The following is a 12,929-nucleotide window of genomic DNA, read 5'->3' as shown; positions in this document are numbered from 1 at the left end:
TCTGTTTACAGATCATACGTCACGTGCTGAATGCGCAATATACAACAGAGACTTTATCTGAGAATAAATAAATTATTAGAATAATTTAAATTGTACTTGTAATTAGATTATTCACTATTGTATAGTTCTATACAAGAATGAATAAAGGAGTACAATAATGAATTCGATGTTATTACTTCCAAATACTGATGAAGAAATTATAGATACACATGATGAAGATATCATCATTACTACTCGTGAAGGCAAAATTATTAAAGTAACTCAAATCAGTGGTGAGCATTATGGTTTATCGCCTGGAGACCTTTTAGGTAAGTCTGTTTATGACTTAGAAGCGCAAGGGATTTTTTCACCTGCTATTACTCCTGAAGTGGTCAAGAAAAAGAAGAAAGTGGTTACCGTTCAGACGACTCCATCTGGTCGCAAAGTACTTATTACAGGAATTCCGCTTTTCAATGATCAGCGTGAAGTTGAGTTTGTGATTAGTTATTCTTTTGAACTCTCTGAACTAATTGTCATGAAGGAATACTTACAAGATTTAGAAACTGAAATGTCCAAAGTTAAAGAAGAATTAGCTCATTTACGAGATCAGCACATTCAAATGGCTGGCTCCATTATGGAAAGTCCTTCTTCAATCCGTGCAATAAAGACAGCTCTTAAAATGGCACGAATTGATGCACCGATTGTCATACATGGTGAAAGCGGTGTTGGTAAAACTTCGTTAGCGAAATTTATTCATTCACAAAGCAATCGAAGTGATGGACCGTTTATCGAAGTTAATTGCGGCACGATACCTGATACAGTTTTTGAAATCGCTTTCACTGGCAACAAAGAGTCTATGTCACAAGGTTATTTATCTCTTGCAGATGGTGGTTCCCTTGTCCTAAAAGAAATTGACCAATTATCTATTTCTTCTCAAACGATTCTATTCAACCTACTAAACAACCAACATTCAACTCGAATTATTGCGTTAAGTGAAACTCCATTAGACGAATTAGTAAAACAAGGTGTATTACGCGAAGACTTATTTTATTTACTGCATATAGCTCCCATTCAAATAAAACCAATACGCGAAAGACCTGAGGATTTAGAAAAAGCTATAGCTCAGTTCATGCAAAAATTAACCGAGAAATACAATGACCCTAAAAAAATTACAGATGATTTATATGTGTATCTCCTCCAACTGAAATGGGAAGGTAATTTCCGCGAACTACAAAATGTACTGGAACGTAGCTTCATCGAAAGTGAAACAAATGTTGTCACTCTTCAAGACTTGCCTGCTAACTACCGTCCAATGGATGAAGAACAAATAGGTTTTGAGATTGAAGGACAAACACTTCCAACTATTCTAGATTTTGTTGAGAAAAAAGTATTATTGAATGCACAGAACCACTATAAGACGACAACGGAAATGGCACGTGTATTAGGAATAAGCCAACCTTCTGTTGTTCGTAAGTTAAAAAAACATTTACACACCCAAATAGGAGATGAGACCGAATGACGACAGTAAAACAACAAGATTTTCAGCATCTCGTCGGATCAATTGCAAACTTACTCGCACCCAGCATGGCAAAAGACCATCCCAATTTACCCGTAATTAAAGCTGAGGGTTGTTATTACTACGGAGCGGATGGAAAGAAATATTTAGACTTCACTTCAGGTATTGCCGTAGAAAACGTTGGACATCGTCACCCTAAAGTCGTTCAAGCAATTAAGGATAGTGCAGACACGTTAATTCATGGACCTTCTGGAGTCATAATCTATGAATCTATTTTAAGACTAGCACATGAATTACAACAAATATTGCCTCCGAAACTTGATAACTTCTTCTTCGCCAACAGTGGAACTGAAGCAATTGAAGGCGCAATTAAATTAGCGAAATATGCAACTCAACGACCGTATGTCGTGTCATTTACTGGTTGTTTCCACGGACGTTCAATCGGAGCTTTAAGTGTAACCACTTCCAAAAGTAAGTATCGAAAGTTTTTACAACCTTCATGGTTAACCTATCAATTGCCGTATGCGCATCCAGATGATTTACCTGAAGGAGCAAATCCTGAAACGTTCTTCCCGGAAAAACTAGAACGTGATGTTGAGAAACTTTTTAACCATCAAGTAACACCAGAAGAAGTATCTTGTATGATTTTAGAGCCAATTTTAGGAGAAGGCGGCTATATTATTCCTCCGAAAGAATGGCTAGCAAAAATTCGAGAGATTTGTGATCGTCATGGCATCTTATTGATTTTTGACGAAGTTCAAACTGGCTTTGGTCGAACGGGCAACTGGTTTGCAGCGCAAACATTTGGGGTTACTCCAGATATTATGGCGATTGCTAAAGGGATTGCCGCTGGTCTCCCTCTAAGCGCAACTGTTGCATCTAAAGAGTTAATGGCTAAATGGCCACTAGGTACTCACGGCACAACATTTGGAGGTAATCCCATTGCTTGTGCAGCAGCACTTGCTTCACTTGAAGTATTGAAAGAAGAACGGTTACTTGAAAACGCAACGAATATGGGAGCTTATGCTTTAGTGGAACTTGAAAAGTTGAAAAAGAAACATAAACTTATTAAAAATATTAGAGGCGTTGGTTTGATGATAGGCATTGAACTTCAAGTTCCTGAAACAGGCAAACCAAATGGCCAAGCCGTGATGGAAGTATTAGACGAATGCTTAAAAAGGGGTGTACTTTTCTATCTATGTGGGAACTCAGGTGAAGTCATTCGAATGATTCCACCGTTAACTATTTCCAAAGAACAGATTGATACAGGGATTGATGTTTTGAATCAAGCACTACTAGCTTACAAAGCATAAGGGGGAAATGAACATGACTACGATTTACAAAGGGGAAACGACGATTTCATCGTCAGCAACATGGAAGTTTATCATTCCGTCACTGATCGGGGCATTGTTATTTTTAGTGCCCGTCAAGTATGACGGACAAGTAACAATCGGGGTTGGGATTTTAGCTTCATATTTACAGACTACATTTGGTGAGTGGATTCCTGCATTTATTTTATTACTACTCGGTTTTTCAGCAGTCGCAACCATAGCGGCAACAGCATTGAAACCAACCTTTGTTCAAAATTCAACATTTTTACGGTCTATTTTCATTACTGGCCCATTCGGTCTAATCGTTCGAGTCGTTGGGTTTGCAGTAGGGATTATGGCGTTTTATGAAATTGGACCTGAAGCCATTTCTTCTAGGAATACTGGTGGCGTAGTGTTATATGATTTAGCTCCAGTGTTGCTAACATGGTTTTTATTTGCTGGTATTTTATTACCATTGTTAGTTGAATTCGGATTAATGGAGTTTGTAGGTGCATTAGTTAATAAAGTGATGCGACCTGTGTTTACGCTACCTGGCCGTTCAGCAGTTGACTGCATGGCATCTTGGATGGGGGCTGCACCAGTTGGGGTTTTGGTAACAATGAAGCAATATGATGAAGGCTATTATACAAAACGTGAAGCTTCTGTTATTGCCACAACATTCTCCATCGCTTCTGTTGCCTTTAGTCTTGTTGTAGCAAATGTCGTTGGTATCGGTCACTTGTTCCTGCCATTCTATATTGCTGTCTCAGTTGCTTGTGTAGTGGCAGCGATTATCATGCCACGTATTCCACCATTGTCACGTAAAGAAGATACTTACTACGAGCCAGTTGGCAAACAAATTGATGACACGATCCCAGAAGGAGTTTCATTAGTTAAATGGGGGTTCGATGAAGCACGTCGTAAGGCTAACCAAGTTAGTAGTGCGAAGCATCTTGCAAAGTCTGGTGCTGAGACTGTACTAGATATCTGGTTAGGTTTGATTCCACTTGTTATGGCTCTAGGTACACTAGCACTAATACTTGCTGAATACACGCCATTATTCAAAATCATTTCGTATCCGTTAATTCCGGTATTAACTTTACTAGGGTTACCAGAAGCTGCTGAAGCTGCACCAACTATTTTAGTAGGCTTTGCAGATATGTTCCTACCTGCAATATTAGGTAGTGGCATTGAGAGTGATCTTACAAAATTCGTCTTAGCTGGTGTATCACTAACGCAATTAATCTATATGTCTGAAATCGGCATTTTGATTTTACGCTCAAATATTCCAGTTAACTTCATGGAACTTGTGATTATCTTTGTTTTACGTACAATCATTACTTTACCAATCATTGTTCTATTCGCTCACCTGTTCGTTTCTTAAAATTAAGGCTTGTTACGAATAACTCTATTATAAACGAAATGGAATTAGCATCGCATTTAGCGGGGCTAATTCCGTTTTTCGGATAGATCAAGATGCACTATAAGAAGTACACTTAGTTTAGAAAATTCACCTAGTGCTTGCAAGGAGCAAATTCACTCCAAAGGCTATCCTTTGGAAACAATAGAGTGCTTCGTTTTGAATTTCATCAACCAGGAAATTAATAGAAAAACGGTACCCGCTCCAATTGATGCTGACCAAGGAAATTCAAACGATGGACCAAAACCTCGAATAAAATAATTCGCTCCTAATATTACTGCGAAACTTCCTCCCCCAAACAATCCAACTTTAATCAAATTCATCTTATCGGCTGATTTTTCTTTGAAGAGTGACTGATGAATTAATCCAAATATTACTTTGACGCTTAAAAACACAATACCTGCAAGCAATCCGAAAATGATAAGTGTTGGAATAATATAAACCGTCGTGCTTGCACCCACAAAATTAGTGAATAATAGTAATACCAATCCACGTGTCACTAAAAACCAGCCCACTAAACTAAATGCCAGTTGTCCTATAAATTTGACCATGTCACGCTTCTCTTCTTCAGGCAATTGTTCAATGAGTTCATCTGCAAATGCTTGTGGATTTCCCCCAAATACTTGACTAGCTGTCTTCCCTTCTTCTTGAGCTTCCAATAAGTGATCTAAGATTTCCATTAGAACTTCTTCTGCCTGTTGTTCAGACAATGTTAATTTTGTGCGAATGTATAACATCAAGTCTGTGTAATATTTTTTATTTTCTTCATTCAGATTTTCTCGTTTTTCATTATTTTGTTTGATTAGTTCATTAACGTTCATGAGTACATTCTCCTTTCATTAATAAAGCATTAATCGGTACCGATAGTAGTTGCCATTCAGTTGAAATCATTTCGAGTGCTACAATACCCTCTTGCGTCAGCGAATAATATTTACGGTTTGGACCAGATTCTGAAGGTTTTATTTCCCCCATTATTAGTGTTTGTTTTTGTAAACGTAATAACACAGGGTAAATCGTTCCTTCACTTACGTCTCCGAGACCAAGATCTTGCAATTTTTTCGAAAGTTCATAGCCATAAACGGGTGCTTTCGCAATAACTGCCAGTACACATCCATCTAATATCCCTTTTAGCAGCTGGCTTCTAAGTGACATGACCTTTCCTCCCTCACAGTACGTTGTATAACAAGATAGCGATTAAAATACCAGCTACCTTGTTTTACAAAGTAGCTAACGTTAGTTTATATTGATAATCGCTCATTGTCAAACATAGAATGGAGGTAAAAAAGGAGATATCCTCATGACAGATCCCATTAATATGATGATACAGTTGCTACAAATCCTGATTCCTCTTATTCTTGGCATCATCCTTTTTTCCAGTACATTGTTGTCCAGTTGGAGATATCTTGTCGCAATTCTTTTATTTATTGGAGGAAGCAGTCCCTTCTTATATTATCTTTTTGATGAACAAATACACCCTGTCCTCCGCACAAATATCGATCTAGAATTATCCATGTTCTTCGCCTGGGGATGTTCTGCCCTTCTTGTCTTCATTGCATTTATTCGTATCTTTCTTAAAATCAACTCACAAAAACCTAGATAACGCAGCGTGTTGCTGCATAGCTAGGTTTTATTTTATTCCGATTTTCGATACAAGCCTTCATACGTGTTGTTATCTTCCCAGGTTCCTTGGCTTCCATAATCCTCACCACATTTCACATACGAATGTGATAAAGTACATCTAATTAAGAACAGCTAACACGTTAATCAAATTCGTATTCATGAGTCAATTTCAAAAATGCCTTTTGATAAATAATACACGAATAATTGAAGTGCATTTTAAATTGGAGTGAATTGCAGGAAAAAGACACATACTCCTGCAGTTACTCATCGCAAAGATATTGGACGAAGTGTCATACGGACTGTCCGTAACGGAAATCGAAAGAATCTCAGTTTGTATTAACTTCCGATTTAAGAATGATGAACTTGACTCATTTTAATCATTATTTTCAACACCGAAAACTTCTGAGCCTTTCTAAGGGTAAATATAGTAAGAGTAACAAATTATCGTTGTACCGGAAGGAGTGAATAATGATTGAATAATAATGAATGGATTATACAAATACAATCGGGGGATAAGGATGCTTTTCGACGTTTTTACGAAGCCTATTCAGGATATGCCATTCGAACAGCTTCTGCGATTACACGGAATCGTGAAATGGCTAAGGATGCTGTACAGGAAACTTTCATTCGTGTATTCCGACAAATAGAAAGCTACAATCCGAACCTACCATTTGATCCTTGGTTTTATAGGATCTTAACTAATGAATGCATGCGGTTACTAAAGAAGGATTCAGCATACTCCAAGTTCGAACATCCCGACTTAGAAAATGACCCTTCCCTGCCAGTGGAATCTGTTAATCGTCTTTCCAATTTATACGAAGTGATTCAGTCGCTAGATGACACACAGCGCATCCCACTCATTCTAAAATACGTAAAGGGTTTCAGCGAGAAAGAAATCGCTGACATTCTTGACCTTAATCAAAACACAGTAAAGTCCAGATTGTTCAAAGGAAGGAAACGACTGCAAGATCAGTTGGTTTCAACCGAAAAGGAGGATGCCTAAAAATGAGTAATATTGATAAAAAAGCAATAGATGACCTTCATGCACGAACAGAGAAGGATAGTCTTGGACTGAAGGATGAAATTTGGGTTATGTTAGAAAACGAGTTGTTCAGCGCAGAAAGAAAGACTAGAAAAGATAGTAGAAAAACGAAAAAAAGAAGCCGTGTAATGCCACTTATTTTGACAGCAGCTGCAGGTATATTAATAACATTGAGTTTGCAAACAGATACAGGCGCGGCATTTGTAAAAGGAATTAAGGATATGTTTGTCCCTGAAAAAGAAGTGATCCAAAATATCGAAGGTCAAGATGAAGAAACGAAAGTTCAACTAAATGAAGGAACTGACTCGGAGTACGTCATCTATGTCGATGAAGAGCGCTACAAGATGATCAAAGGCGAAGAATCGGACCTCATTACGACGAAAGATCCGCTTCCTGAAAACTATCCAGATGTATCAATGGAAATCAAACAACTTCCTGATATTAAACCAGAACTACTTGTAGAGCAATATGAAGAAGGGCTGAAGAAGGATTTCCCTGAACTAAGAGCCATTGAAGAAGTTACAGAACCGGTAACTGGCTATTTATTACATGGGATTAATGGGAATCAACCAGATAGTGTAGTGGTCCATGCCTATGTCATCAGTAATGGCAAAGAAGGAAGTTTTATTATCACGCAATACTATTTCCTTGAAGCTGCTGAAGGTCATGGCGCTAGATTCCATCGTATGCTGGAAACTTTCGAAATCGTCGAATTATAGAATTTGCGTAATTTGATTAGGACCTCACTTTTAAAGAACACGCCACCAATTCCAGTTACTTTAGCCAATATGAACACTCCTTCAAAAAATGAGAATCCGCATGTGTTTGCGAATCCTCATTTTTTTTATAGTTACCCTAATTTCATTACATGAGTGGTTTCAGGTGTATCATGTGTTTCTTCAAAGCCGTTTGCCCTATAAAAAGCATCTGCTTTTGCTGATTCTGTACGACATGTGATTTTTTTAAAGTTTCCTTTTGCATGGTTCACTAGTTCCGAAAGTAATTGAGATCCTACGCCTTGTCTACGTGCATCACCAAGTGTGTAAAATCGCTTCAGTCGAGCTTCATCCTTATTCTCTGTGTATGGATTTTGACTAATTCCGCCAATTGCGACTAATTTTTCAGGACCTTCCCACACACCATAAAGAGCTTCCCCATTTTTATTAAACGTATTAGAGCCATCTTCATAATCATTTACTAAACGAGTTAAGAAACGGTAACCTTCTTCTTCACTTTCGGTTACCAACTGCGACACATCGACTTTCTTTAAATCTTCTATTCGTTGAACTTTAAAAGTCATCTGAGTTCCTCCTGTTTAGTTAAATTATTTAATAATTCATACTATATACTATTTCGATACATACACACCTATTCCCTTTATTTTCAGATTAGATTCCTCATGTATTTCGACAAAAAAGAGAGTGGTGAATTCCCACTCTCTGTGACATCACACTAAACTTCCACAATATCTTAGTTCATCTACCGATAGGTGATCTGTCTTTCCTTCTAAGATCGATTCCACGTCTTGGAGAGTCAGCGCCAACCGTACAGCTTTCCCTTGCTTTCCTGTAAAGTCTTCTGCAACAAATAGTGGTTGAGTAAAGTAGGCTTCCAGTCGTTCGCCCCTGTGATATGTTTCCAACTCCCCTGCAGGAATTTTCTCCCTACCATGCACTGTCATCACTGAACGCAACTCACGATATCTACGTAGTAATTTTTGAGTACGTTGTCTAAGATTAAAATGACGTTGATCTAATTCAATTCCTTCTAAAATAGAAGACGTGGAATAAATCGGATGCACGGCTGGAAATTGGTGACGTATAGCTAAATCTGCATCAAGTTGCCACAATGTTTCAAGTGGACCATACGGCAACTCTTCATCTACCACTTCTCCAGAAAGATCGACAAGTATCGTTGTGATGTTTTGTACCCTTTCTGCAACTAATTTTTCTTGCAGATCAAATAGTTCACCAGACACAATATAACTCTTGTCTGTAATGAAAATTACATCGCCAATTTGTGAAGTTAAGATTTTAAATGTTTCATCGATTGTTGTCGTTACAATATTAGCTAATTCAGTCGTTCCTTCTAGTTCTTGATGATTCTTAACGGGTAGTAAAAACACGGTTGTGTATTCACTCTCTTTAAATCGATGCATTAGTTCGGCTAAGATCACAATTTGGCCCATGCCTGGTCTAGCTACTATTCCAGTCGTACCGCCTTTTACAAGTGGTGCAAAGAAATCTAATGTTTTAATTTGTGTCTCAATCATATTCAATTTCTCCCCTCGAAGTATCAATTCATCTACTGAACAATTAGCTAGTGTGGCAAGACCTACTAAAGTACGGACCTCCGCTTTTCCTAAATCAATTTTACCTGTGCACAAATTGGATACTGTTGCTGGTCGAATGCCAATTGATTTTGCAGCAGTTGTTAAGTTTGGAACTTTCCTTCTAAGTAATGCGACGTTCAATCGAATATCATCCATTTCAAAACCCCTTCCTTACTTTCAATAGTAATTAAAATTACCTTTTAAAGCAACACGAATTTCTTTGAACCGTAATTATTTTTACGCAATAAAAAAAGCTGACTATAAATAGTCAGCTTTTCTACATATTAATGTGCGAATTTTTTATCTACATTGTACTTCGCTACAAATTTATTGATCGCATATGTTTCGTAAATTTCACGTTCCATTGCATCATCCACATAAAAAATCTTAATTTTCGTTACTTCATCACGATGATCTTTAATTGGTGAAACATTATCTTCAAAATGCTTTTTAACACGTTGTCTTACTTTACGTGCTTTTCCTACGAACAAAAGCTCTTCTTCTTTGTTGTAGAACATAATAATTCCGCCTTTATCGCGGGCAATTTGATGAAAATCAATAAAGCCGAAAACTGAAGGAATTTCTGGTTCATCATTTGAACGATCTTGCACACGTTGTACAATCGTAATATCTGGTTTTGGTAATTCAATTTTAATCATATTCGATCACGTCCTCACTTCTTTAAAGTGTAATGCTATCACAAATGGCGTCAAAAATCTATGATCTCGATATTCATTCCTACAAAGAAAGCTTTAGCCAATCCAATATCGTTTAATCACATTTCCGTTGTCTTCAACAAAATCTATATCTTCCACGCCGCCATTATTGCGTATGGTCTTATCTGAAGCGAGATTTACAGCGTCACAACACACTAATACAGGATTGATTCCAAGCTTTTTCGTTTCTTCTAAAGCTAGTTCCAACATTTTAGTGGCATAGCCTTTCTGTCGCTCGGAAGGCCGAACCCCATACCCAATATGTCCGCCTGCCTTAAATAAATAATCACTTAAAGTATGGCGAATGTTTACAACACCTAGTATTCTGTATTCCTCATCTACTAGCCAATATGTTGAATCAGGAACAAAATTTTCTCGTAGGCCAATTCCTTTTTCGGCATCTAATAAAGACTGGACCATATTTGGAAAATCACTCGGATCTTTTTCAATAACCCATGGTACCATCATTTCTTCTGATGCTTTCCATTCTTCATAGAAGGACAAATAAGCTGGCTGCAAATTAACAGTTGGTTTTATTAATTGAACCATTATAGTCACCTCAAGTTATCAATTTAAGCTTTCTATTGCTTGTTTGACACTGCCAAATGTGTGGAACGCGGTAAAATCAATGCCTGCTTGAACAACTGCCATCGATAAATTAGGACGAATACCTGTGAACAATACATGGATGCCTAACAGCTCAAGTACATTATGAATGGTGAAAATATGTTGAGCTACTTCAGCATCAATCGTTAAAATACCTGAAAAATCAATAATTAAATGTTCCGTATCAACCATTGGAATACCTGGAAGAACGTTATTTAATAAATGTTGAACACGTGGATAATCGATGACTCCTATTAATGGGAGAACAGCAATTCCTTTTTGAATAGGTACGATCGGTGCTGACAATTCGTTAATTTCTTTTTGGCGTTCTCTCATTAATCCATCGCGGTAAGCTTCATAAGCAAATATCGTTTCAATCATACTGACGTCCATGAGGTAGCTGACACGGTTATTAATCGCCACAACATCTTCAGTGGTTAATTTATGATCCATTGAAATCTGTGTAATACGCTTCATAAACGCTAAGCGGTTTTCAGCATAAGGTTTAATAAGAGCTGAGAGTTGTGAGAGCATAGACGCTTGCTGTTCTCCATACTTTTTACTCCACTCTATTAATTCTTCTGCTGCATTCTCATTACTTTCTTTGAAAGAATCTGCAAGTAATACTAAAAATTCCGCATTCGCCTTTACAGATTGTTGAATAATTTCTTCTGGAATTTCTATTTCTAATTTCTCTAAACTCAAATTCACCATTTCAAGTGAGATAGAATCCGAGTTTTCAATTAAATATTGGCCTACCTGCTTTATTGAATCCATTCGTCTCACTTCCTTATATGTTTTCATTCAATCAAACTTCTTAAGAGAATTTTACTATAAAAATCTTAAAAAAACATAAACATCTAATAATTTTTCATCAAAAAACCCCACTCAACATACCATTGAGCGGGGTTTACCTGTTTTTATCCTTGATGATGTTGTATAGCTTCAATAATGTTTGTCTCAGTAATATTCCAATGAGATGTGTGCCATACCGGTTCTTCATTTGATACTAAAAAGAGTTGGGGTGATTTGTGTTGCACACTTAAATTACTTCCTATTTCATTGGATACTGAACGACTTTCAATAACTTTTACTAAATACATATCAAGTTCCGTTTCAGCTGATGTAAATTCACGATATGCTGCGGCACTGACTGGACAAGTTGTACTGTGCTTTAAAAGCAAAAATGGTTTTTCTTTCGACTGTTGTAAAATAGTCTCCCATTGTGGAAGTGTTGTAATTTCTGTATATGTAGTCATGTGGATTCATCCTTTCAACGCTATTTATTCTATTATGTCTAATATCTTAATATATCGCACGTGATTTGTCTTTCTATTAGATGTTTATCGAGATCATCACTTTATAGAGACCACTATACACCACAAGCATCGTGACATTTGGCTATTCAAATGTCACCATTTCAAGCACGTTCATTTGTGCGGATTTCGCATAGTCACGATATCATGCATTTTAGTCACGATATCCGACTCTTTACTCCCGATATATCACTCGCTAGTCACGATATATTCCCTCACGCGTACCAATCAACAATAAAGCCAAGTCGTTTAATTTCGACGACTTGGCTTTATTGATTTAATTTTTAGGAGGCATTGGCACAAATACGCTTGTTTTTGCAGCATATTCTGCATAGCCAGGTTTCTGACGATTTTTCTTTTCAAGTAAAGGAACACCAGAAATTTTCATTAGGAAGAACGTTAATAGCAAGGGACTAATAAACGAGATCCAGCCAAATGGTACTGCACACGCAACAATACTAATACCAAACCATTGTGTCGATTCTCCAAAGTAATTTGGGTGACGTGTATATTTCCAAAGACCCGTTGTAATAACCCGACCTTTATTTGCTGGCTTTTGAATGAAAGCACGTAACTGTGCATCTCCAACCGCTTCAAATAAAAACCCAATAATCCAAACAACTACACCTGCATAGACGGGCCACATCGATAATATCGTGTCACTTTTACTAATACCTAGGAATATACCTAATGAGAATAATAGAGAAACAGTTCCTTGTAACATGAACACTCGAACAAATGCCGTTTGCTTAACTTTACTTCCCCACTTTTTACGCATGTCAACGTAACGATAATCCTCAGGTTTCCCCGCATTTCGCGAAAATAAATAAATCGACAAGCGAAGTCCCCAGATAATAACCAGTGCAGCTATCGTCAAGGACACAACATTAATATTTCCTGTAAAGACAAGAACGACAACGGTTGTCAAGATGAACGTTATTCCCCAAATAATATCCACGATTGAATAGTTATCAAGTTTCACAGCAATCATCCAAATGACACTCATAAACAAAATCATACATAATGCGGCAATTATCACCAACATTCGACTCACCTGCACATTCATTTTTTA

Annotated in this window: 15 protein-coding genes; 6 read left to right on the top strand and 9 right to left on the bottom strand. The window is 37.3% G+C overall.

What is annotated here, in order from left to right:
* The first annotated feature begins 157 nt into the window (after positions 1-157).
* The 3 genes from ACFPYN_RS16305 to ACFPYN_RS16295 are packed head-to-tail and all read left to right on the top strand — an operon-like array spanning position 158 to position 4,189.
* The gene (locus ACFPYN_RS16305) at positions 158-1,498 is read left to right on the top strand and encodes a sigma 54-interacting transcriptional regulator (RefSeq protein ID WP_377735623.1); all 1,341 of its coding nucleotides are present in this window, start codon (positions 158-160) and stop codon (positions 1,496-1,498) included.
* Positions 1,495-2,808, top strand: coding sequence for an aspartate aminotransferase family protein (locus tag ACFPYN_RS16300; RefSeq protein ID WP_377735621.1), 1,314 nt, complete (start codon positions 1,495-1,497; stop codon positions 2,806-2,808). The genes ACFPYN_RS16305 and ACFPYN_RS16300 overlap by 4 nt, the downstream gene beginning before the upstream one ends.
* Before the next feature lie 13 nt (positions 2,809-2,821).
* Positions 2,822-4,189, top strand: a complete 1,368-nt coding sequence (locus ACFPYN_RS16295; RefSeq protein ID WP_377735620.1) for a YjiH family protein — start codon at positions 2,822-2,824, stop codon at positions 4,187-4,189.
* Between the two features lie 164 nt (positions 4,190-4,353).
* Here the strand turns inward: ACFPYN_RS16295 and ACFPYN_RS16290 are convergent, their stop codons facing one another.
* Together ACFPYN_RS16290 and ACFPYN_RS16285 are read right to left on the bottom strand one after the other, a co-directional pair.
* Positions 4,354-5,046: a DUF1129 family protein gene (locus tag ACFPYN_RS16290; RefSeq protein ID WP_377735619.1), complete on the bottom strand. Its 693-nt coding sequence runs from the start codon at positions 5,044-5,046 to the stop codon at positions 4,354-4,356.
* Entirely contained in the window at positions 5,036-5,377 is a 342-nt protein-coding gene (locus tag ACFPYN_RS16285) for a PadR family transcriptional regulator (RefSeq protein ID WP_377735618.1), read from the bottom strand. The genes ACFPYN_RS16290 and ACFPYN_RS16285 overlap by 11 nt, the downstream gene beginning before the upstream one ends.
* Positions 5,378-5,522: 145 nt before the next feature.
* On the opposite strand from ACFPYN_RS16285, the gene ACFPYN_RS16280 reads away from it, so the two are divergent.
* The 3 genes from ACFPYN_RS16280 to ACFPYN_RS16270 all read left to right on the top strand — a co-directional run bounded on the left by ACFPYN_RS16280 (position 5,523) and on the right by ACFPYN_RS16270 (position 7,606).
* Positions 5,523-5,825 carry a hypothetical protein gene (locus tag ACFPYN_RS16280; RefSeq protein ID WP_377735617.1) on the top strand — a complete coding sequence of 101 codons (303 nt, stop codon included), beginning with the start codon at positions 5,523-5,525 and terminating at the stop codon, positions 5,823-5,825.
* 492 nt (positions 5,826-6,317) lie between these two features.
* Entirely contained in the window at positions 6,318-6,848 is a 531-nt protein-coding gene (locus ACFPYN_RS16275) for an RNA polymerase sigma factor (RefSeq protein WP_377735615.1), read from the top strand.
* Positions 6,849-6,850: 2 nt separating this feature from the next.
* Entirely contained in the window at positions 6,851-7,606 is a 756-nt protein-coding gene (locus tag ACFPYN_RS16270) for a hypothetical protein (protein ID WP_377735614.1), read from the top strand.
* A gap of 131 nt (positions 7,607-7,737) precedes the next feature.
* Here ACFPYN_RS16270 and ACFPYN_RS16265 read toward each other — a convergent pair whose 3' ends face one another.
* From ACFPYN_RS16265 to ACFPYN_RS16235, 7 genes are all read right to left on the bottom strand, one after another.
* Positions 7,738-8,187 carry a GNAT family N-acetyltransferase gene (locus tag ACFPYN_RS16265; protein ID WP_377735612.1) on the bottom strand — a complete coding sequence of 150 codons (450 nt, stop codon included), beginning with the start codon at positions 8,185-8,187 and terminating at the stop codon, positions 7,738-7,740.
* Between the two features lie 147 nt (positions 8,188-8,334).
* Positions 8,335-9,375, bottom strand: a complete 1,041-nt coding sequence (locus ACFPYN_RS16260) for a hypothetical protein (RefSeq protein WP_377735610.1) — start codon at positions 9,373-9,375, stop codon at positions 8,335-8,337.
* 128 nt (positions 9,376-9,503) lie between these two features.
* The gene (locus ACFPYN_RS16255; RefSeq protein WP_377735609.1) at positions 9,504-9,878 is read right to left on the bottom strand and encodes a nucleotide excision repair endonuclease; all 375 of its coding nucleotides are present in this window, start codon (positions 9,876-9,878) and stop codon (positions 9,504-9,506) included.
* 93 nt (positions 9,879-9,971) lie between these two features.
* Positions 9,972-10,487 (bottom strand): GNAT family N-acetyltransferase, encoded by a 516-nt coding sequence (locus tag ACFPYN_RS16250; protein ID WP_377735875.1) that lies wholly within the window; start codon positions 10,485-10,487, stop codon positions 9,972-9,974.
* A 15-nt stretch (positions 10,488-10,502) separates the two neighbouring features.
* A complete protein-coding gene (locus tag ACFPYN_RS16245; RefSeq protein WP_377735608.1) occupies positions 10,503-11,345 on the bottom strand; it encodes an STAS domain-containing protein in 843 nt (280 codons plus the stop codon).
* Positions 11,346-11,461: 116 nt separating this feature from the next.
* On the bottom strand, positions 11,462-11,800 hold the full coding sequence (gene ytxJ, locus ACFPYN_RS16240) for a bacillithiol system redox-active protein YtxJ (protein ID WP_377735607.1): 339 nt from the start codon (positions 11,798-11,800) through the stop codon (positions 11,462-11,464).
* Between the two features lie 334 nt (positions 11,801-12,134).
* Positions 12,135-12,902, bottom strand: a complete 768-nt coding sequence (locus ACFPYN_RS16235) for a DUF1295 domain-containing protein (protein WP_377735606.1) — start codon at positions 12,900-12,902, stop codon at positions 12,135-12,137.
* Positions 12,903-12,929: the final 27 nt, after the last annotated feature.

This window comes from Paenisporosarcina macmurdoensis, assembly GCF_042658845.1.
In the GTDB taxonomy this organism is placed as follows: domain Bacteria; phylum Bacillota; class Bacilli; order Bacillales_A; family Planococcaceae; genus Paenisporosarcina; species Paenisporosarcina macmurdoensis.
Note: the sequence above shows the minus strand (reverse complement) of the source record. Positions and strands in the feature narration are given on the sequence as shown.